The sequence below is a fragment of the Sphingomonas sp. C3-2 genome (assembly GCF_033025475.1).
Lineage (GTDB): Bacteria > Pseudomonadota > Alphaproteobacteria > Sphingomonadales > Sphingomonadaceae > Sphingobium_A.
In genome coordinates this window covers 2724975-2746169 of sequence record NZ_CP130322.1, presented here as the reverse complement: position 1 = coordinate 2746169, position 21195 = coordinate 2724975, and the positions used below count along the sequence as shown (strand labels likewise).

Genomic DNA, 21195 nt, shown 5'->3' with positions numbered 1-21195 from the left:
CCGCACTCGTGCTACAGCGCCCATGAAAAAGGGGCGGTGCGAACCATCCGCACCACCCCCTTTTTCACCGCGCGCAGGGCGCAGCGCATCACGCCGTCTGCGTCGCCACCCAGCTCTGCACCTCGCGTTCGAGGATGGTGAGCGGCATCGCGCCCTTCAGCAAAATCTGGTGGAAGGCGCGCAGATCGAACCGGTCGCCCAGCTTCGCCTTGGCATCGCTGCGCACGCGGTCCCACATCGTGTGCCCCACCTTGTAGCTGCACGCCTGCCCCGGCGCGACGCAGTAACGATCGATCTCGCGCTGGGTGCGCGGGCGCGGGAACCCCGTCGTCTCGATCATATAGGTGGTCGCCTGTTCGCGGCTCCAGCGTTTGTGATGGATGCCCGTGTCGACGACGAGGCGCGCCGCGCGGAACAGCAACGACTGGAGGAAACCCGCGCGCCCGATGCGATATTCGTCATAGGCGCCCATTTCGTCCGCCAGCTGTTCTGCATAGAGCCCCCAGCCCTCGACATAGGCGCCGAACGGGCTGAGCTTCAGCAGGCGGGGCGTATCCTTGCTCTCCTGCGACAGGCTGATCTGGAAATGGTGGCCCGGCGATGCCTCGTGATAGGTCAGCGAGGGCAGGCCATATTTCGGCCAGTCATGCGTGTCCTTCAGGTTGATGTAGAACAGGCCGGGGCGCGAATTGTCGAGCGGCGGGCTATTATAATAGCCATTGGGCGCGCCGTCCTGAATCAGCTCGGGCACGCGCACCACCTGCACCTTGGCGCGCGGCAGCGTCTCGAACACCTTGGGCAGCAGCGTGTCGAGATGCGCCATCTGGCCGTTGAGGCTGTCGAGCAGCGCCTTGCGCCCGGCATCGTCATTGTCGAACAGCTGCGCGGGATCCTTGTTCAGCGCGTTCAGCCGTTCGCCCACCGTGCCCGTGGTCAGCCCTTCGGCGCGCAGCACCGCATCGAGCCTGGCGCTAATGTCCGCCACCTGCTCCAGGCCCATTTTGTGGACCTCTTCGGGGGTCATGTTGGTGGTTGTCGATGTCCGCACCGCGGCGGCATAATAGTCCGCACCGTTCGGCAGCCGCCACACCCCCGCTTCATCGGTGGCCTTGGCGCGTAGATCCTTCAACATCGCGATCTGGCGGTCGAGCGCGGGATAGACGGCCTTGTTGACGATCTCGGTCGCGCGCGCGCCGTAATCGCCGGTCAGGCCTGCTTCCTTGGCGCGGCGTGCAACCGAGGTCACGAGCACGCTCTGCGCCGCCGGCTTGCCGCGCAGCGCGTTCAATTGCGCCAGCGTGGTGTCGAGTGCAAAGCCCGGCGCAAACACGCCGCGCGCGGCATCGGCGCGCTGGCGCTCGCTATTCTGGTCAAGCGCGGTGGCAAAGCCCGCCAGCCGTACCAGATAGGCCTCGGCATCGGCCTTGTCCTTCACCGGGTGGTGTGAATCGAGAAAATCGGGAATGTCCGAAAAGGCGCCGTTCTGCTGGCTGATCACATAGGGCGTGTAGGAATAGCTGTTGTCGCCGAAATCGAACTGCGCGGCGCCTTCCACCTGCGAGGTGACAAGATAGTCGACACAGTCGCGGTATAGCGCGTGCGCGGGCGACAGCTGCTTTGCGTCGATCGCGGCCAGCCGCTTCTGAAACGCCCTGTCGCGCGCCAGCCCGGTCGTGCGGCTGTTCGCCGAATAATCGCTCAGCTTCGAACGCAGCCCCGCGCGCGCGCCGGTGTCGATGCCCAGCATCGTCGCATATTCGGGCGATGCGTCCATCATCGCATAGAATATCTCGTCGAGCAGCGTCGCCAGCCGCGTGTCCTCGCCGGTCGCGGCGGCAAAGGCGGGCATCGCGCCCCCTGCCAGCATCGCGGCGGTCGCCGCACCCGTGGTTGCCAGAAAGCTTCTGCGATCCATCCTTGTTCCCCCAGATTTGGTTTTTGGTCCCATTGTCAGCAGGCTGCCGGCCGAACTGCGCGGACCCTCCCTGCCAAAGCCGCGCGTGCGAAAGACATTTTTCGAGCAACCGCCCGAATTTTTCGACGAACGACAGCTTGCCCGAAAATCTTAATGTTGCAGATACGCAACAACCGGCCGCCAAGTCACAGCGAAGCACGCATCAATATTGCACCCATCCCCCGCCCTGCCTATCGGGCGCTCCACGGTCGCCCAGAAAAAAGAATAAATATTTCAACAGGGGAATAATGATGAAATCTGTATTGGGTGCGGCAATTGTCGCCACGGTCGCGTTCGCATCGCCGGCGCTTGCCAATGATTTTGCCGGTCCGCGCATCGAGGCGCATCTGGGTTATGATGCCCAGCGCACCAAGCTCACCATCGTCGAAGGCGGTGATCGGGATACGCTGAAGGACAATGATTCCGGCCTGCTCTACGGCATTGGCATCGGCTATGACTACGCCGTCACGGAAAACCAGATCATTGGCCTCGAAGCCAATTTCGACCTTTCCAACGTCAAGGAATGCGCCGAGCTGTACGGCGAGGATCGTCAGTGCATCAAGTCGAAGCGCGATATCGAAATCGCCGCACGCTTCGGCACGGTCGTTGCCAAGAACGTCCTGCTCTACGCCAAGCTCGGCTATGCCAATGGCCGCACCAACATAAGCTATGTCGATTTCGAAGAAATCCTCGACGACTACTCGTACAGCTTCGACCGCGATGGCATCCGCGTCGGCGCCGGTGTCGAAGCCAAGGTCAGCAGCAATGTCTATGCCAAGGCCGAATATCGCTACACCGACTATAAGAACTGGAAACTGAGCGACGGCGCCGACAGCGTCAGCCTCGGCCTCAGCCGCCATCAGTTTCTGGGCGCCATCGGCTACCGCTTCTGACCCATGCGCCGGGGCACCCGGCCACCAGAACGAAGAACGGGGGGAACCGCAGGGTTCCTCCCGTTTTTTGTGGCCAGCTGACCTATCATTGCCGCCACAACATCTGCGCCCACAAAAAAGGGGCGGCCATTGCTGGCCGCCCCCGTTTTGTCTTCGACTGTCGCCGACCTTAGAACTTCACGCCAAGCGTGACGCCATAGGTGCGCGGATCGATGAAGTTGGTGGTGGTCAGACCACCGAAGTTTCCACCGAAGTCGATATAGGTGAGCGGCTTCTGGATGTTGAACAGGTTCTTGCCCCAGAGCGAAACGCTCCAGTCGCCACCGGCGATCGGCAGATCGCTCAGCACCAGGCGCCCGTCGACCACGGTGCGGTCGGGCGAGATGGTGTTGTTGGCGTTCTGGCCACCCGGCGAGGTGCCGACCAGTGCGTACGGGAAGTTGTAGTAGCTGTCCTGGAACTTCACGTCCGCGATCATGTTCAGCTTGCCCCAGCTGCCACCGCGCCATGCGGTCCAGTCGGTGCTCAGGTTGATCTGATACTTGGGTGCGTGGATGAAGGCGCGGTTCTTGGCTTCGTCACGACCGCCTTCGATGAACTCCTTGTACTTGGTGTCGAGCAGCGCGAACGAACCGGTGATGGTCAGATCGTCGCTCGGCTGTGCAACGGCTTCAAGCTCGATACCGCGGATGCGGGCCTTGCCTGCGTTCAGAACGAAGGATTCGGTCGCGCTCGTTCCGGTGAACACCGAAATCTGCATGTCCTTCTTCTCGTCCCAGAAACCGGCGAGGTTCAGCTGGAGGCGGTTGTCGAGCAGACGCGACTTCAGGCCGATTTCGAACGAGTCGACGGTTTCCGCCTTGTACGGGTTCTGCAGTTCCGAGAGGACCAGCGTTTCACCGTTATGGCCGCCCGACTTGAAGCCCTTCGCATACTTACCGTACACGTTGACGTTGTCGGTTGCCTTGTAACCGATGACGAAGGTCGGCGTCACGTTGCTGAACTTGGCGTCCGGAACGCGCGGGTCGTTCTTGCCCACATCGATGGTGACCACGCCGCCTTCGGCGACATAGCGCGTGATACCCTTGGTTTCATGGGTATAGCGCAGACCACCGGTCAGCGTCAGGCGATCGGTGACTTCATAGTCGACCTGACCATAGGCTGCGAAGGTCTTCGTGTCGAAGCCATAGCGCGAGTCGACGATCGGCGTCGCGGGATCGAAGAAGAAGAACTTCTGCGGGTTCAGAACGCGGCCCTTGTCCTTCGAATAGAACAGGCCGAACACATAGTTCAGGCCGCCGCTCGTGCCGGCAAGCTGCAGTTCCTGGCTGAAGAACTTGTAGTTCGAATCGCGAGCGCTCTGCGCGAGCGGCAGCGGCGAACCGTCAAGGTCCAGCTGGTCGTCGAAATCGACTTCACGGTGTGCGGTGATCGACTTCAGTTCGCCGATGGCGCCAAGGTCGAGCAGACCGGTCAGGCTGTGGCCCATCACCTTCGCACGTTCGTAAACGTCGGTGTTGTAGCTACCACGCTTCTGCGACGAAGTGTTCACCATCTGATCATAGGGAATTCCCGAATAGGCCGGCGAATTCGGATCGAAGATGTTGTTCGGGTAATAGCTGTAGGGCTGCGTGTAATACGGGTTCTGATCGATCTTGCTGTAGTCGAAAGCATAATCGAACGTCAGGTTGCTGGTGGGCTCGAAGCGCACCTGAACCATGCCGCTCTTGCTGTCGAGGTTGCCGGCTTCGGTGTCGTTCGAATCGCCAACCGGGGTCAGCTTCACGAAACCGTCACGCTTGGCGATCTGGCCCGAAAGCTTGACCGAGAAGGGACCGAAGGCGGGCAGGTCGATCGACGAGCGCAGCTGCCAATAGTCATAGTTACCATAGGTCGCCTGGGCCGAACCGCCCCATTCGCCGGACGGCTTCTTGGGGATGATGTTGACCGCGCCGGCCAGCGTGTTGCGGCCATAAAGCGTGCCCTGCGGACCACGAAGCACTTCGACGCGCTCGATGTCGGCAACGTCAAAGAAGCCGCCCTGCGCCTTGCCGAGGTAAACGCCGTCCATGTACAGGCCAACGGCCGGTTCCCAGGTCAGCGCCGGGTTCAGCGTGGTCGAACCGCGGATCGACAGCGACGAAACGGTCGAGTTCGACGAACCACGTTCGATCTTCACGTTCGGTGCGATCGCGCCGAGCTGTTCGATCGAGGTGACGTTGCGCTGCTCGAGGAATTCGCTGCTGACGGCCGAAATGGCGATCGGCACTTCCTGCAGGTTCTGCGCGCGCTTCTGCGCGGTCACGACGATGTCGCTGATGCCTTCGGGTGCCGAGGTATCGGCTTCCTGCGCCTGCGCCGAAACGGCTGCGAGTGCGAGGATGGAGGCGCCGAAATAGGCGGCGTGCCTTGCGACACGTACGGATTTACTCATCTTACCCAATTAACTTCCCCTTCAAACTTCCGATTATTGCACTGCATTTATAGGACTGGGTGGCAACGGGATCAGTTGCCATATCCCCCGGCCACGGCGATCTGCTGGCCGGTGACATAGGCTGCCTTGGACGACGCAAGGAAAACCGCCGCATGGCCGATTTCCTCGGGCTGTCCCCAGCGCTTGATCGACAGATTCTTCTGGACCTCGGTCGTCCAGACATCGTCGAACACGCCCTGTCTGCTGAGTTCGAGGAACATGCCTGCCTCGATCACGCCGACGAGCACGGAATTTGCCCTAATCCCGTGCTTGCCCTCCTCGCGGGCAAAGCCCTTGACGAGAGATTCGTTGGCCGCCTTGGGGGCGACCGAAAGACCGTCCTTGTCCGGCCAGCGCAGATCGCCGGCGGAACCCAGATGAACGATCGAGCCGCCGCCCTGTGCGCGCATATGCGGCAGCACACCCTGGACGGCGTTGAAGAAACCATGAACCTCCACATCGATGGCGCGGCGCCATTGCTCGGTGGTGGTCTGCGACAGATGGACCTGGTCGACGAGCGGGCCTGCACCCCACACAATGGTGTGGATGCGGCCATGCGTTGCGGTGGCGGCGGCGATGGCGGCGGCAAGCGATTCGGCGTCGGTGACGTCGCAATTATGGATGCTGGCCTTCTGGCCCAGCGCTGCAATGTCCTTGGAAAGCGCCTCGGCCTTGTCCTGCTTGGAGCGCCAGATGATGGCGACGTCGCTGCCAGCGCGCGCGAATTCCCGCGCAACTGCCTGGCCGATTCCTCCGGTGGCGCCAAAAATCAGCGCAGCGCCCGATGGAAAGAGTTGTTCACCCATAGCTAAGCCTCCTCGCCCGATTATTTGTATGTTCTTGGCGCTGCTAGTGTCAGCAATCGTCGCGTTTTGCAAATATTTTCGCGCCTTCAAATGCGCATCGCGAACTGAATATGCATTTAGAAGGTGCTTTCGCGCTGCAACAAGGCATGGATAATGCGAAGTTGAATGGCCGATTAACAACATAAATTGCCAATAGGTCGCCGCGCATGCTGCTCGGAATCAAGCCAATTCAGCGCTTTGCGATAGTGCGGAGGCTCAGCCGCGAAAGTCGTGCGGCAGGATTTCAAACCCGCATATGCCAGGCAGCGACGCCAGCCGCGCGTGCAGCTTGTCCAGATCAATCGGCGCCAGCGCAGACACGCGCGCGCGCTGCTCGACCGTGCCGTCCGGATCCTGCCTGCGCTCGGCATGCAGCAAACGCAGCCTGTTCGCGCTCAGAATCGCCGCAAAGCCCTCGGCCGGCCAGGGCGGCGTGGTCCGCACAACCAGGTCGCACTCGATTCTGCGCGGCAGCCACCGATACATGACCCGAAACAGCGTCAGCACCGCCAGCGTCACGATCGTTCCCACCGCCGCCAGCGCGGTCAGCCCGACGCCGAACAGCAACCCCAGCGTCGCCGTCATCCATAGCGAGGTGGCGGTCGCAAGCCCGCGCACGCCGAATCCCTGCCGAAAGATCACGCCCGCACACAAAAAGCCAACCCCGGTCAGCACCCCGTGCGCCATGCGTGTGGGATCGGCCACCACCGTGCCGCCGGGCACCAGCGACAGGTTCCATTCGGATTGATGCACCGCGCCCAGCATCACCAGCGCAGACGCCAGGCAGACAAGCGTATGCGTGCGCATCCCCGCCGGGCGCGAATGGGTCTCGCGCTCCAGCCCGATCAGCGCGCCGGCCAAAAGGCTCCCGGCGATCGGGACGATCAGCTCCTCGGCGGTCACGCCGCGATGCTGGCCTCGATCACCGCAGGCGACAGGTTGAGCGCATGGGCGATCCGCTCGATCTGCCCGGGGGTCGGTTGCTGGTCGCCATCGCCTATCCGTCGCAGATCGCCGATCGTGATATCGGCGATGCTCGCCAGTTGCGCCAGCGTGATGCCGCGCACCTCCAGCCACAGCTCCAGCCAGTTGGTGCCAGAAGCGATCCGCTCGGCCATTTCGGGGGAAAGCTCATCGATCGTCATCGTCGCACCCTTTGCTGAAGCTTGCGGCTATTTCCCGGCAACCGCGCGGCCCGCCACGATGCCTAGGATCAGCAACAGAACGAATCCAGCGATCGCGAGGAAGAACAATATCTTGGCAATACCGACAAAGGCGCCGCCAATCCCGCCAAACCCCAGCAAGCCAAAGATCAGCCCTGCCACAAGAAAGATCAGCGCCCAGCGCAACATAACATCCTCCTGCCTCTCGAAATTATATCAGACCATTTGCAAACCAGCCACTCCAGCCACAGGTTCCCCCGCCTTGCACCTCCGCAAAGTTAACGATTGATTCCGCATCTGCTTTGGCCCCACAATGAACGCTTGGCCGGGCTTGGGAAAACGGCCAGCGGGCACATGGCCACGCGGCGGCGCTTCGGCGCGCCGGAATTGTTTTCCTCAAGGGGATGGGCCGTGAACGAAATGTCGAGCCGCGCTGCCCCTTCCGAAACACCCCCTGATCGCCTCGATATCCTCGACGCACTCCCCATCGCCGCGATCCAATATGATCTGGCGGCAGTCCATGCGCTGTTCGATACGCTGCGCGCGCGCGGCGTACGCGATCTGCGGGCGCATTGCGCCGCGCATCCTGATTGCGTCATCGAATTGCGGCGCCAGCTCGTCATGGTCGGGTCCAACGATGCCGCGCAGCAATTGTTCGGGGTTGCCACGCACGACGCCATCGTCAGCGCGCTCAATCCCGTCGTCGTCCCGCCGGATCGGCAGGCATTGCTGCATTTCTTCGACATGCTCTGGTCGGGCGCCAACCGCGTGGAGGGGGAGGCAAGCGTGCGCATCGCCGGGGGCGGTCGCCGCGATCTGTACTATTGCGGCGCAATTCCCGCCAATCCGGGCGCCCCCTGCCTCATCACCTTTGTCGACATTTCGGCGCGCAAGCACACCGAGCGTGCGCTCCAGCACCAGCTACGCCGGCTGATGGCGCTCGATCGCATCTCGAGCGCCCTGTCGACCGACCTCGATCTGCACAGCGTGGTTCAGGCGGTTACCGACGCCGCAACCGAGCATAGCGGCGCGCAACTGGGCGGCTTTTTCTATAACGCCGTCAGCGAAGGCGAAACGCGGTACACGCTGTTTGCGCTGTCGGGCGCGCAGCATGCGCAATTCGCGCATCTCCACATTTCGGGGGAAAGCCCCGTGCTGGGCCCGACGCTGGAACAGGGGAAAATCGTCCGCGCGGCGGATATCCGCACCGATCCGCGCTTTACCGTGCATCCCGATGACAGCCTGCCCGAACCGCCCTTCCCGATCGCCAGCTATCTCGCCGTGCCGGTCCTTGGGCGCTCGGGCACCGTCCACGGCGCGCTTCTGCTCGGCCACCGCGATCCGGACGTCTTTGACGCGGCAAGCGAGGATATCGTCGCCTCGCTCGCGGCGCGCGCGGCGATCGCCATCGAAAGCGCGCAGCTGTTCAACGCGGCGCAGCATGGCAAGGCGATCATCGATTCCTCGCAGGATGCCATTCTGGCCAAGGATCTTCAGGGCCGGATCATCAGCTGGAACGACAGCGCGACCCGCCTGTTCGGCTACACCGCCGCCGAAATGATCGGCCAGCCGGTGCTCCGCCTCATTCCCGATGATCGCCATGATGAGGAAAGTGATATCCTCGCGCGCATCCGGCGCGGCGAATTCATCCGCCACTTCGAAACGCTGCGCCGCCGCAAGGATGGCTCGCTCGTCGAAATCTCGCTCTCGGTCTCGCCGGTCCGCGATTCCGAGGGCATGGTCATCGGCGCCTCGAAAATCGCGCGCGACATCACCGTCGAACGCCGCGCCGCCGAACAACAGCGCCTGCTCCTTCAGGAAATGAACCACCGCGTGAAGAACCTCTTCGCGCTCGCCAGCGGCGTCGTCTCGCTCAGCGCGCGCGGGGCAGACAGCGCACAGGATCTCGCCCGGTCGGTGCAAAGCCGTCTCGGCGCGCTCGCCCGCGCGCATGCGCTCACCTTGCCCTCGGGCACGGCGGATACACAGGCCCAGTCAACCTCGCTCCACACGCTGATCGACGTCATCCTCTCGCCCTATTCCGGCGCGGACGACAGCACGGCGCCGCGCTTTGCGGTCACCGGCGACGATATCGCGCTCGGCGGCAGTGCGGTCACCAGCTTCGCGCTGCTGCTCCATGAATTTGCCACCAACGCCGCCAAATATGGCGCGCTCTCGCTCCCCGAAGGGCGGATCGCGGTCCATTGCACGGTCGGCCCCGAACACACGCTCCTCATCTGGGACGAAAAGGGCGCGCCCGCGTCGGCCCCGCCCGATGGAGAGGGCTTCGGCACGCTGCTCGGCCGCGCCACGGTTGAGGGCCAGTTGGCGGGCAGCATCGCGCGCATCTGGGGGCCCGACGGGCTGTCGATCCGCCTCACCGTTTCCAACGAACGGCTGCACGGCTGATCCCCACCGCTGAACCCCCGCCACTGAACCTTGCGGCCATCTGCCGCGTTGGTTTCGCTGGCACCCCTTTGGCGCGTGCCGTCTGAAAGGGTGCGAACATGGCACGGCCATCCCCTGCCCCGCCCAAAGCGGGTGCAGATGCAAAGCTGGAACGCTACCGCGCCAAGCGCGATTTCACGCGCACCGCCGAACCCAGCGGCACCGCGCGCTCCCGAAAAACGCGCGCCGCCACCGGCCGCTTCGTCGTCCAGAAACACGCCGCCACGCGGCTCCATTATGATTTCCGGCTCGAACTGGACGGCGTGCTCAAAAGCTGGGCGGTCACGCGCGGCCCCAGCCCCGATCCCGACGACAAAAGGCTCGCGGTACGGACCGAGGATCATCCGCTCGATTATGCCGGTTTCGAAGGCACCATCCCGCGCGGCGAATATGGCGGCGGCACGGTCATGCTCTGGGACCGCGGCGACTGGACGATGGTGGACGGCAAGGACCCGCAGGACGGGCTGGCCAGGGGCGCGCTCCATTTCACGCTTTCGGGCGAACGGATGAAGGGCGAATGGATGCTCATCCGGCTGAAACCGCGCGCCGGTGAAAAACAGGAAAGCTGGCTGCTCCGCAAGGTCGGTGATCGCCATGCCGCCGGGTCCGACGATCTTGTCGCCTCCGCGCTCACCAGCGTTGCGACCGGGCGCACCATGGCGCAGATCGCTTCGGGCGATCCGCCTGTACGCAAGGCCCCGGCCCTTACGCGCAAGGCCGCCAAGCCATCACCCCCGGCCTTTCGCGCCCCCGCGCTCGCCAGCCTCGCTGATGCCGTTCCTACGGGCGATCGCTGGCTCCACGAAATCAAATATGACGGCTACCGTATCCTCCTCGCGGTCGGCGGCGGCGCGGCGCGCGCCTATACGCGCACCGGGCTCGACTGGTCGGATCGTTTTCCCGGTCTCGTCGCCGAGGCTGCGGCGCTGCCCTGCGAAACCGCGCTGGTCGATGGCGAGGCGGTGGTGCTCGACGAACAGGGGCGCTCCCATTTTCAGGCGCTTCAGGCCGCGCTGCGCGACGGCGGCCCCATCCAGTATTTCGCCTTCGATCTGCTCGCGCTCGACGGCACGGATCTCACCCCGCTGCCGCTCACCGACCGCAAGGCGCGCCTCGCCACGCTCATCGGCCCCGGCGGCGAATGGCTGCGCTATTCGGATCATATCCAAGGCCAGGGCGAAACGCTGCTCGCGCGCTTCTGCGCCGCCGGGCTCGAAGGCGTCGTCTCCAAGCGCGCCGATGCGCGCTACCGTTCGGGCCGCTCGGATAACTGGCGCAAGATCAAATGCACCAACCGGCAGGAATTCATCATCCTTGGCTGGCTTCCCTCGGCCAAGGCGTCGCGCGGCTTTCGTTCGCTCCTGCTCGGGACGCGCAAGGACGGTCAGCTCGTCTATGCCGGAAAGGCGGGCACCGGGTTCGATCAGGCCGAGATGGACCGGCTCGCAGCGCTCATGCACCCGCTCGAAACCGCCGATCCGCCCGTGAATGCTCCCGCCGCCGCCACGCGCGGCGCGCACTGGATACGCCCCGAACTCGTCGTCGAAATCGGCTTTGCCGAGGTCACCGCCGAAGGCGTGCTTCGCCACCCCCGCTATCTCGGCCTGCGCGCAGACAAGCCCGCGCAATCGGTGTCGATGGAACCCGCCATGCCCATCTCCAAACCCGCGAAACTCTCCAAACCCACCGCCCCGGCGATCCGGATCAGCAACCGCAGCCGGATGCTCTTTCCCGAAGCCAAGCTCACAAAAGGCGATCTCGCCGATTATTATGCCGCGATCGCCCCCGTCATGCTGCCGTGGGTCGCCGGTCGCCCGGTCAGTCTGGTGCGCTGCCCGCAGGGGCCCAGCGGCAAATGCTTCTTCCAGAAACACGATCATGGCGGCCTGAAAGGGTCTGTCCGCCACATCGCGATTGCCGATAGCGACGGTGAAAAGGACGAGTATCTCTATCTCGACACCGCCGACGGGCTGCTCACCTGCGTCCAGATGGGCACGATCGAATTTCACGGCTGGGGATCGCATGTCGATACGCTCGAACAGCCCGATCGCCTCGTCTTCGACCTCGATCCCGACGAAGGGCTCGGTTTTCCAAACACCGTCTCCGCCGCGCTTCACCTGCGCGATCTGCTCGCCGATATGGGGCTGGAAAGCTTCGCGATGGCCACCGGCGGCAAGGGGCTGCACGTCATCGCACCGCTCACGCCGCACGCGCACTGGCCCATGGTCAAGGATTTCGCCCGGCGCTTTGCCACCGCGCTCGCCCAGTCCGAACCCCGGCGCTTCACCGATGCGCTGCCCAAGGCACAGCGCAAAGGGCGGATCTTCATCGATTATCTGCGCAACCAGCGCGGTGCCACCGCGATCATGCCCTATAGCGTGCGGGCCCGCACCGGCGCGCCCGTCGCCGCCCCGCTCAGCTGGGATGAAGTCCACACGCTCAAAAGCGGCGCGCCCTTTTCGGTCGGCGATCTCGAAACCTTGCGTAAACGCGTGGTTTCGCGCGCGCTAAAACATTGGGGAAAGGCCGATCAGGGTCTTCCCGATGTCTGATCCGGAACCCATGCGCAACAATCCACGTTGTTTATTCCGGATCATGAACGGGAGAAGCTCATGACCGAGGAACGCATAACCGAGAAAACGGACAGTCAGGGCCGCGTGGTCGAACGCACCATCGTGCGCACGCGGCGCAAGGGTGGCGGGCTTGCCGCCATCCTCATCCTGCTGCTGATCATCGTCGCCGGTTTCTTCGTCTTCGCCATGCAGCGCGAGGAAACCCGGCAGACCGACGCCATCACCGGCGCGGCGCAAGGCGTCGAACAAGGCGCGCGCGACGTGGGTGAGGCCGCCCAACAGGCGGCCGACGACATCCGCAACACCATGTAAGCCATCCGGCGCAGGAGGAGGATAATATGGTAGGTTTCATCATCTGGCTCATCATCGGCGGCATCATCGGCTGGCTCGCCAGCATCGTGATGCGCACCGACGCGCAACAGGGCATTTTCCTCAACATCATCGTCGGCATCGTCGGCGCTTTTCTGGCCGGCCTGTTCATCTCGGGCGGGTCGATCAACAATGCGGGCATCGATGCGCGCTCGCTGATCGCATCGTTCATCGGCGCCGTCGTGCTGCTCGCGATCGTCAACCTCATCCGGCGCGGTCGTGTGCGCTAAACGCGCCCCTGCGCCCGCCCGGTCCGTCGCACCACCCCGCTGACGGACCGGGCGTTATTTCGAGGAGGAGATGGCCGGTCCGTCGCACCACCCTGCTAACGGACCGGCATGATTTCAAGAAACCGGCCGGCCCTCGCGCCACCACGCTGACGCGAGGGGCATGACCTTAAGGAGACTGGAATGCCAAACACCACTGACTGGCCGCGCCATGATTCGGGCGCGGCTGACAAATCGGGCAAGAAAACAGGTCTGATCGGGGCTGCGGGAACGCTCCTGGGTCTGGGTGTCGGGATCGCGGCGGGCTATTTCCTCGAACGCGCGCTGTCCGGAAAGCCGCTGTTCGGATCGGGCGATGCGGGCGATCCATCCGCGCATGCCGGCGCCTTCCGCGCGGGCGAAACCGATGCGGGCACGCACCATCAGGTCCGCAATTCGGGGCCCGCCTCGATGCGCGATCCCGCCAGCCGCGCTTGGGAAGAGGTGGACGAGGCCTCCGACGAATCCTTCCCCGCCAGCGATCCGCCATCCTTCTCGCCCGGCACCGCCTGACACCGCCTGACACCGCCTGAACACCGCACACCGCGCAAAAAAACAGGGCCGCTTACGCGGCCCTTTTTGTGATCCCGCTCCTTTGCGGATCAATGTTTCGGAATATCGCTCCCATGCTGGCGGCGTCCCGGATCGGCGCCCATCTGCCTGGTCGCCGCCTGCTTCTGCTTCAGTTGCTGCTGTTGTTGCTGTTGCTGCTGCGTCTGGTGGTTGCCGGTCTTTTTCTGCGGCTGCCGTTTCTGATCAGGCATGTCCTGTCTCCTGATGCATCCCCCGATCGCCGGGGCATGCCGCATCAACGGCGGCCCGCCCGCGCCGTTCCGCAATTTGCGACGAGGCGTTGCGCCCGCGCCGCACTCACGCCCCCGTCTGCGCATGCGGCGCGGCCACGGGTTTCGATTCCGGGGATTCGCGCTGGCGCAGAAAGATCGAAAGCACCGCCAGAACCGCGGTGGACAGAAATTCGCTCTGCCAGTTCTGAAAGGATTCGAACCACAGCTCGGCCGCGCCGAGATAGGCAATCAGCGGGCGCACCGCCGCGCCCTTTTCGGCCGCCTCCTGCGCGGCGGCGGCCGCGCTGTAATATGCGTGCAGCACGAACGACGCGATGAACAGCGTGAACAGCACGATCCCCAGCGACCGAGCATAGAACCAGCGCCATGCCCGCCCCCAGCTAAGGATCGCGGGCGCGCCGGGCTTCAGCGCCTGCACCGCCAGGTTGCGGTCGCGCGGCGGCGCATCGGGGTCGCGCGATTCCGCCGATCCGCGCTGGATCAGCATCGCGGTCAGCACGACATAGGCCGACATTTGCAGGAACTCGCTCTCCCAATTCTCGAACAGCGCCGACAGAAAGGCCGGGTCGGCAAGATAGGCGATCATGCCAATGGGCGCCTGCCCCTCCTCGGCCAGCATCGCATTGCGCACATGCCAGCCGCTCGCCCATTGGCCCAGCAGGCTGCCCGCGAACAACAGAAGGAGCGCGGTCGTCAGCCCATTATCACGCAGCAGCCGCGCGCGCCTGCGCCGGGGCACGGCGGCCATCCCCGCGCGTTCAGGCGTGCTTGCCGCCATGTGCCGCGCTCGCGCCCTTCTTGGCGGGTGCCCGGCCCGTCTTGCCAGACGCCTCCTTGGTCGCAGCCTTGGGCGCGGCCTTGGCCTTTCCGGGCTTTTCCAGCGACTGTTTCAGCGCCGCCATCAGGTCGATCACATTGGCCCCGCTCGGGCGCGGCGCGTCTTCCTCGGCGGTCGCGATCTTGCGCCCCTTCGCCTTCAGCTTGCGCTTCACCAGATCCTGCAGCGCATCGACATAGCGGTCGTGAAACACACCCGCGTCGAAGCGCGCGGTCTTCTTGGCGATCAGCGTCTCGGCCAGTTCGAGCAGCTCGGCATCGGGCTTGGCATCGGCGATATCGCGGAAATAGCCATTGGCGCGGTTGAGTTCATCGGCATAGCGCAGCGTCTCGATCACCATCCCGCGCCCGCACGGTTTCAGGCTGACGATATATTCGCGCCCGCGCATCGCCAGTTGCCCCAGCCCCACGGTCTTGGTCCGCCGCAGCGCCTCGCGCAGGACGATATAGGCCTCCTCGGCCAGCTCGTCGGCGGGCACGACATAATAGGGCTTTTCATAATAGATGATGTCGATCTCGCTCGCATCGACGAACTGGGTCAGCTCCAGCGTCTTGCGGCTTTCCAGCTTCACCGCGTCGATCTCGTCGGGGTCCAGCAGCACGAAATGGCCCTTTTCATATTCGAACCCTTTGAGGATCTCGTCGGGCTCGACCGCGCCGATGCCGGGCACCACCTTTTCATATTTGATCGGCTTGCCCGAAGGCTCGTGGATCTGGCGGAATGTCACCCCGGCGCCGGTCCGCGTCGCGGAATAGATTTCGACGGGGATCGAAACCAGCGCCAGCCTGATCTGGCCCTGCCAATATGCGCGCGCTGCCATGCGCCGTTCCTCACCTGCCCGGCAAGCACACCCCCGGCGGCGCCGGGCATGCCCTGCCTGCGCCCCCCGTCCCTGAACGCGGCGCGCGGCACGCGGGTTCCCGGCTACCCTTTAGGGCAGGATTGGGGATTAGGTCGTCAGGCTGCGGGGAGGCATTCCGCCGTTCCGAAAACGACCGGAAATTGCCGTTCGCCGTGGTAGTGACCTTGCCCGGAAGCGGACATTCATTCAGCTTGTTAGCCCAAAGGAGGACTGCAATGGGTTGGCGTGGCATTGCAGTGACAGCGGCTGTCGTCGTTTTGTGACCCGTGATGGACATCGACTGGTTTTTGCCATGCTCCGCTTCCCGTTGCCGCCAAATCGCTTGGTTCAAACTTTCGTCCCGCACAGTGATATCCGACAGAAATTTGGCACACGCACCTGAATCGTGTATCCCGTAAATGCTGACGCCGCATGCGACGGATATTGGGCGGCTACGGCGCCTCTGTCCTTTTCTAGCTTTACTGAAGCAGGGATGAGCCATTCTTGGCGCATGTCCGCCACGCATGGGAAAAAGGATACCCAAATGATCACCGGAACCGTGAAATTTTTTAACGCCGACAAAGGTTACGGCTTCATCGCAGCCGAGGATGGCAGCGGAGATTCGTTCGTTCACATCTCTGCGGTTGAGCGGGCCGGCATGCAAACACTCCACAAAGATCAACGCGTCTCGTTTGAACTTGAGACCGATCGTCGCGGAAAGGTTTCGGCTGTCAATCTTCAGTCGGCCTAACGCCTCGACCACATGCGGGTGGCATCCACGCCGCCCGCATGTGCGCGTCCCTGCCAAGCGGAAAGGAAATTACGATAGCCAGCTCAGAAATATGCCGAGAGCGAGAAGCCTACCACCTGCAACGGGCCTCCGCGACCTCCCTCCCCAATGTTAAAGCCATTGAAGAAAAAGCTGCTAAAATCTGGGCTAGAGAAGCCCTTGCAGCTGAGCAGCGCGAGGGCAAGAAGCCCGCACCAGCAATCGTTGAAAGCGCAGCGGTAGAGAGTTCCGATAACGAACGCTGATAAACGTCTCCATACATCCTGTAGCGGCCTATCCGACAATATTTGCTACATTCACGGTAAGGGGGGATGAGCTCGTGATAGATATTTCAACCGAGGCCGCCCCGGACGCACTGCGAAAAATCGAGCCATGGGATAACGCTTACAGAACCCTATTATCAGGTTGCGCCTTCTGGGAACGTCATGCCTCGTCCAAGGTCCAGCCCCACAATGAATGGGCTTTCGCTGTCCAGACACGGACAAATGCCAATCGGCTGCGGGAACTGAATCGATTTATGGCCGTGGTTTTAGATGATATTGCGCTGCATCATGGCGGGCCTCATCACGACCATCGATATTTTTTACGTCAGCGTAATGTCGCTCGGAAGTTGCTGGTAGTGGAGCGGATGATCGATGTGGATTGCGCGGCGCATGCGCACCTGCTTGCCATTGGCCGCATTTCGGCTTGTCTGACTTATTGTAGTGGCGTGATGTACGACCCGAGGCTTAATGGGGACGTTGCCCTGATAACAGGACGAAAATTGTGGGACGATACGGGCCATTCTGACAAATGGCTTCGGCTTGAATCTCATGCTGTCACAGCAATATGCCGCTTCTATCGTGCTCTCGCCACAGCCCTTATATCCGGTGCGGCTGCCGAAAATCGCAATGGGCTCAATAACTAACTGCGGAGGGTGCGATCAACAGGATGGATCGTCTGCTACCCGGTGAAATTTCGCCAAAGCCGCCAGTCCGCAAACCACCCATCCCTGCCATCCGATAGCGCGCGATCTATCCGCGCCCAACATCACGCCATCAACGCCAGGCTCAGGCCGCCAGCGACTGGGCGATCACCAAGCATGCGGGCAGGATCACCGCCACCGCCATCGCAAACACCACACTCGCCAGCGTCTCGTTCCGCAACATCGCACCATTCCTTTGCCGTCATCAAAATGAAATAATTGCCGCAGGATCTTCGGCGGCGATGGCGCAGCCTTTACGGGATATTCATGCGCAGTGCTGACGGAATATCCGGATGCTTTCTGCATTTTCTGCGGCTATGAGGGGGCATGACCGCATCTCCCCCGCTCGACCGCATGGATCGCAAGATTCTCGCGCTTCTTCAGGCAGAAGGCAGAATCACCAACCATGGTTTGGCCGACCGGGTCGGGCTGTCCGCCAGCGCCTGTCTCGCGCGCACGCGCCGGCTTGAGGCGCTCGGCGTGATCGAGGGCTATCATGCCCGGCTGTCGCCCTATGCGCTCGGCCCCACGCTCATCCTCTTTGCCGAGGTGACGCTGGGCGATCACAATGCCCGCGTCCTCGCGCGGTTCGAGGCGGAAATCGTCCAGATGCCCGAGGTGGTGGAGGTGAGCCAGGTCAGCGGCGCGTTCGATTATCTGCTCAAGGTCGTCGTCCCCGACATGCCCGCCTGGACCGCGCTGACCGAGGAACTGTCGCGCCGCGACCTCGCGGTCGACAAGATCGTCACCCATGTCCTCATGAAAAAGCCGAAGGTTTTTACCGGCTATCCCATCGGGACGGACTGACCCTCCTTCGCGCCCGCACGGGCATATTGCCCGGCCGATCATTGCTGCTACCATGCAGGCGTCGTCCCGCCGCCTCCTGCGCGGCGGGGCGCACGGAAACATTGCCGGTGGACGGGGGTCCATATTGAGCAAGGGGTTCGGTCCAGCACTCAGCGCAACCGCGCCTCCGGGCGCGAACCCTGCCGCGACGGCCAGGCCCGCCGCCGCGCGTTCCCCCGCGGTACGCGCCGCATCCCCCCCTTTCGCCCGCGCGCGCCATTCCGGCTGGAACGGCTTTGCGGATCGTTTCCTCGCCCAGCCCGAACTGCTCATCCGGCTCGGCCGGCTCATCTCGTCGGGCTTCGCGCTGCTTGCGGTGCTGCTCGACCCCATCCAGCCGCAGCGCAACGTGTCCGAAACCTATCTCGTGCTCGGCAGCTACGTCCTCTACTCGCTGATCCTCACGCTGATGCGCTCACGCGCGCCGCCGGGCGCGGCGCGGCATACCGTCACCCATGCCATCGACATCGCGGTGTTCGGGCTGCTCTCCTTCCTCACCGGCGAACTCGCCAGCCCGTTTCTCGCCTTTGTCAGCTTCGCGCTCATCACCTCGGCGATGCGCTGGGGCGTGCGCGGCGCGCTCATCACCGCGCTCATCCTCAATCTGCTGCTGCTCTTCGTCGGCTGGCCCTATGACGATCCCACCAAGTCCGATCTCAACGGCTTCATCATGCGTTCGGCCTATGCCTTTGTCGCCGCCGCGATGCTCGGCTATTTCGCCTCCTACCGCGATCGCAGCCAGCGCCGCCTCACCCAGCTGGCGGCCTGGCCGGTGGAAGCGGGCATGGCCGCCCCTGGTGAGCGCGAGGAACCCTCGCTCGAAGGATCGCTGCGCCATGCCTCAGCGGTGCTCGGCGGGTGCCCGCTGCTCGTGCTCTGGCTCGAAAATGACGAACCCGGCGCGCGGCTCGCCTGGTGGGACGGCGTCCACCGCCTCTTCTTCGACATCACCCGCGCGCAGTGCGAACAGGCGCTGGCGGGCGAGGCCGGGCGCGCCGGGCATCATTATGGCCCCATTGCGCGCACGATCGGCCTGCCCGAACCCATCGTCCAGCAGCTCGGGCTCAACCGCATGGTCATCCCCCCGCACCGGCCCGCCTTTTGCCGCGCGGGCTTTGCCAGCCAGCGCTATCGCGGTTGCGTCTTCGTGATCGATCCCGGCTATCCGACCGAGGAAATGCTCTCGCTGGTCGAGATCGTCGCCGATCGGATCGCCTTCGAGCTCGAACAATTCGCGGTGATGCGCGAATTGTCGGCCACCGCCAGCTGGCGCGCGCGCGGCCGGCTCGCGCGCGATCTGCACGATAGCGTGCTGCAGGATCTCACCGCCGCCAGCCTCCAGATCCGCCTCGCCGAACGCCAGCACCAGCCCGAGGCGCTGCGCGATACGCTCAGCCTGGTCGGCGGGCTGCTCCAGACCCAGCAACGCCGCATCCGCCAGTTTGTCGAGGGCGCCCGCCCCCGCGCCGCGGCCCAGCCGCTCCTGCCGCTGCGCGATCAGCTCGATGTGCTCGCCGATCCGCTCAGCCGCCAATGGCACTGCGCGGTCCATATCGATGTGTTCCCGGCCGACATCCTCGTTCCCGCGCGGCTGGCCACCGAAATGCGCCAGATCGTGTCCGAAGCCACCGCCAACGCCGCGCGCCACGGCGGCGCGGGGTCGGTCCATGTGCTCGTCCGCCGCGCCGATCCGGGGCTCGACATGCGGATCATCGACGATGGCCACGGCCTGGCCGATGTCGAGCCGATCGGCGAAACCCGGCCCCAGTCGATCCGCGCGCGCGTCGCCGATCTCGGTGGCCAGTTCCGTCTTCTCGAAACCAACGCAGGGCTGACGATGCAGGTAAGATTGCCGCTATGAACCGCGCCACCCATCCCGTCCGCGTGCTCCTCGCCGACGATCATCCGCTGCTGCTAAAGGGCTTGCGCGACATCGTAGCCAGCGACACCCGCTTCGATGTCGTCGCCACCGCCGCCGACGGCGATACCGCGCTCGCGCTCATCCGCGCCTTCCGGCCCGAGATCGCGGTGCTCGATCTCGCCATGCCCCAGCTCAGCGGGCTCGATCTGCTCCGCCGCATCGGCGAAGAAGCCGATCGCACGCGCGTCGTGCTGCTCACCGCGCTGATCAGCGACAATCAGGTGCTCGAAGCGCTTAACCTCGGCGTCTGGGGCATATTGCTCAAGGAAAGCGCGCCCGAGGCGCTTGTCGATTGCCTCCACGCCGTGGCCGATGGGCGGCGTCAGCTTCCCCCTGACATTGTCGAGCGCGCCATGGCGCGGCGCACGCGCAGCACCCAGCGCGATCGCCTGCTCGAAGAAACGCTCACCACGCGCGAACGCGAAATCGTGGCGCTGGTGTGCGAAGGCCGCCCGAATACCGAGGTCGCCACCCTGCTCGGCCTGTCGGCGGGCACGGTGCGCATCCACCTCCACAATATCTATACCAAGCTCAATGTCCGCAACCGCACCGCGCTCACCGCGCTGGTGCTCAATGAAACTCCGTCCTGATCGCCGCTGCCTCCTCTTGCGCCGGATAGGCGGCCAGCCCGCCAAGCCGCAGCGCCCCCGCCTCGCCGTCGACGAACAGCGGCTCGATCCCCGGCGCCGCCAGCCCGTTCAGCCCGCGCGCGCGTTCGGCATCGGCGTGGCAATCGAAACCCAGCGCCGCCACCCAGGTCTTGAAGGCAAAGCTCGTCGCCAATATGCACTCGGTCATCCCCAGTGCGCAGCGCAGCGACGCCTCGTCCCCCGCATCGACATAGATCACCCCCGGAATATTGAGCGGCAGCGTCCCCACCAGCGCATCGAGCGCATGGTCGATCGCAACGGGATCGATGCCGTGGAGCGCGAGCACATAAAGGCCCTCGGCGCTCGCGCGGTAGACGGTGCGCACCAACTCGGTGGGCAGCACGCCGTCCGCCCCGGCCACGATCTCCACCACCGCGCAGGCCGCGCCGCGCCGCGCCAGTCCGTGGGGCGCGATCTCGCCGGATCGGCTCGGGCAATGCTGCTGTCCCATGGCTGTGCGTCCTGCTGAGGCCCGGAAAACCGCGCTTGCGGCCCGCCGAACATATCCCATCGCCGGGCGATTTCATCGACCACTCCGGGCTATTCCCCTAACCC

The 21195-nt window shown here is 64.0% G+C and carries 21 protein-coding genes; 11 read left to right on the top strand and 10 right to left on the bottom strand.

The genetic code is table 11. From position 1 onward, the window contains the following. Positions 1-88: 88 nt before the first annotated feature. Positions 89-1915 carry a DUF885 domain-containing protein gene (locus tag QYC26_RS13260; RefSeq protein ID WP_317512696.1) on the bottom strand — a complete coding sequence of 609 codons (1827 nt, stop codon included), beginning with the start codon at positions 1913-1915 and terminating at the stop codon, positions 89-91. 287 nt (positions 1916-2202) lie between these two features. Between QYC26_RS13260 and QYC26_RS13255 the strand changes: the two genes are divergently transcribed. Further along, positions 2203-2847: a porin family protein gene (locus tag QYC26_RS13255; protein WP_317512695.1), complete on the top strand. Its 645-nt coding sequence runs from the start codon at positions 2203-2205 to the stop codon at positions 2845-2847. 169 nt (positions 2848-3016) lie between these two features. Here QYC26_RS13255 and QYC26_RS13250 read toward each other — a convergent pair whose 3' ends face one another. From QYC26_RS13250 to QYC26_RS13230, 5 genes are all read right to left on the bottom strand, one after another. After that, positions 3017-5281 (bottom strand): TonB-dependent receptor, encoded by a 2265-nt coding sequence (locus tag QYC26_RS13250; RefSeq protein ID WP_317512694.1) that lies wholly within the window; start codon positions 5279-5281, stop codon positions 3017-3019. A gap of 71 nt (positions 5282-5352) precedes the next feature. After that, a complete protein-coding gene (locus tag QYC26_RS13245) occupies positions 5353-6126 on the bottom strand; it encodes an SDR family NAD(P)-dependent oxidoreductase (RefSeq protein ID WP_317512693.1) in 774 nt (257 codons plus the stop codon). A gap of 255 nt (positions 6127-6381) precedes the next feature. Then, the gene (locus QYC26_RS13240; protein ID WP_317512692.1) at positions 6382-7068 is read right to left on the bottom strand and encodes an MgtC/SapB family protein; all 687 of its coding nucleotides are present in this window, start codon (positions 7066-7068) and stop codon (positions 6382-6384) included. Further along, entirely contained in the window at positions 7065-7310 is a 246-nt protein-coding gene (locus QYC26_RS13235; RefSeq protein ID WP_317512691.1) for a helix-turn-helix transcriptional regulator, read from the bottom strand. The genes QYC26_RS13240 and QYC26_RS13235 overlap by 4 nt, the downstream gene beginning before the upstream one ends. 27 nt (positions 7311-7337) lie before the next feature. After that, positions 7338-7517: a DUF1328 family protein gene (locus tag QYC26_RS13230; RefSeq protein ID WP_317512690.1), complete on the bottom strand. Its 180-nt coding sequence runs from the start codon at positions 7515-7517 to the stop codon at positions 7338-7340. 231 nt (positions 7518-7748) lie between these two features. Between QYC26_RS13230 and QYC26_RS13225 the strand changes: the two genes are divergently transcribed. The 5 genes from QYC26_RS13225 (at position 7749) to QYC26_RS13205 (ending at position 13497) form a co-directional block, all read left to right on the top strand. Further along, positions 7749-9737, top strand: coding sequence for a PAS domain S-box protein (locus QYC26_RS13225; protein WP_317515071.1), 1989 nt, complete (start codon positions 7749-7751; stop codon positions 9735-9737). A 98-nt stretch (positions 9738-9835) separates the two neighbouring features. Further along, on the top strand, positions 9836-12328 hold the full coding sequence (ligD, locus tag QYC26_RS13220) for a DNA ligase D (protein ID WP_317512689.1): 2493 nt from the start codon (positions 9836-9838) through the stop codon (positions 12326-12328). Between the two features lie 60 nt (positions 12329-12388). Beyond that, a complete protein-coding gene (locus QYC26_RS13215; protein ID WP_317512688.1) occupies positions 12389-12661 on the top strand; it encodes a hypothetical protein in 273 nt (90 codons plus the stop codon). A gap of 26 nt (positions 12662-12687) precedes the next feature. Then, positions 12688-12948, top strand: a complete 261-nt coding sequence (locus QYC26_RS13210) for a GlsB/YeaQ/YmgE family stress response membrane protein (protein ID WP_317512687.1) — start codon at positions 12688-12690, stop codon at positions 12946-12948. A 180-nt stretch (positions 12949-13128) separates the two neighbouring features. Continuing rightward, the gene (locus tag QYC26_RS13205; protein ID WP_317512686.1) at positions 13129-13497 is read left to right on the top strand and encodes a hypothetical protein; all 369 of its coding nucleotides are present in this window, start codon (positions 13129-13131) and stop codon (positions 13495-13497) included. Between the two features lie 89 nt (positions 13498-13586). On the opposite strand, the gene QYC26_RS13200 is transcribed toward QYC26_RS13205, so the two are convergent. From QYC26_RS13200 to QYC26_RS13190, 3 genes are all read right to left on the bottom strand, one after another. Further along, positions 13587-13748, bottom strand: coding sequence for a hypothetical protein (locus QYC26_RS13200; protein ID WP_317512685.1), 162 nt, complete (start codon positions 13746-13748; stop codon positions 13587-13589). Between the two features lie 106 nt (positions 13749-13854). After that, the gene (locus tag QYC26_RS13195) at positions 13855-14568 is read right to left on the bottom strand and encodes a DUF6766 family protein (RefSeq protein WP_317512684.1); all 714 of its coding nucleotides are present in this window, start codon (positions 14566-14568) and stop codon (positions 13855-13857) included. Then, a complete protein-coding gene (locus QYC26_RS13190) occupies positions 14549-15448 on the bottom strand; it encodes a Ku protein (protein ID WP_317512683.1) in 900 nt (299 codons plus the stop codon). Before QYC26_RS13190 ends, QYC26_RS13195 begins: the two co-directional genes overlap by 20 nt. Before the next feature lie 565 nt (positions 15449-16013). Here QYC26_RS13190 and QYC26_RS13185 point away from each other — a divergent pair. The 5 genes from QYC26_RS13185 (at position 16014) to QYC26_RS13165 (ending at position 20580) form a co-directional block, all read left to right on the top strand. Next, positions 16014-16220, top strand: a complete 207-nt coding sequence (locus QYC26_RS13185) for a cold-shock protein (RefSeq protein ID WP_317512682.1) — start codon at positions 16014-16016, stop codon at positions 16218-16220. A 358-nt stretch (positions 16221-16578) separates the two neighbouring features. Then, the gene (locus QYC26_RS13180; protein ID WP_317512681.1) at positions 16579-17166 is read left to right on the top strand and encodes a hypothetical protein; all 588 of its coding nucleotides are present in this window, start codon (positions 16579-16581) and stop codon (positions 17164-17166) included. 384 nt (positions 17167-17550) lie between these two features. Continuing rightward, positions 17551-18030: an Lrp/AsnC family transcriptional regulator gene (locus QYC26_RS13175; protein WP_317512680.1), complete on the top strand. Its 480-nt coding sequence runs from the start codon at positions 17551-17553 to the stop codon at positions 18028-18030. 124 nt (positions 18031-18154) lie between these two features. Next, entirely contained in the window at positions 18155-19930 is a 1776-nt protein-coding gene (locus QYC26_RS13170) for a sensor histidine kinase (RefSeq protein WP_317512679.1), read from the top strand. After that, positions 19927-20580, top strand: a complete 654-nt coding sequence (locus tag QYC26_RS13165) for a response regulator transcription factor (RefSeq protein ID WP_317512678.1) — start codon at positions 19927-19929, stop codon at positions 20578-20580. The genes QYC26_RS13170 and QYC26_RS13165 overlap by 4 nt, the downstream gene beginning before the upstream one ends. Here the strand turns inward: QYC26_RS13165 and QYC26_RS13160 are convergent. Beyond that, entirely contained in the window at positions 20561-21091 is a 531-nt protein-coding gene (locus QYC26_RS13160; RefSeq protein WP_317512677.1) for a hypothetical protein, read from the bottom strand. The genes QYC26_RS13165 and QYC26_RS13160 overlap by 20 nt on opposite strands. Positions 21092-21195 lie beyond the last annotated feature (104 nt).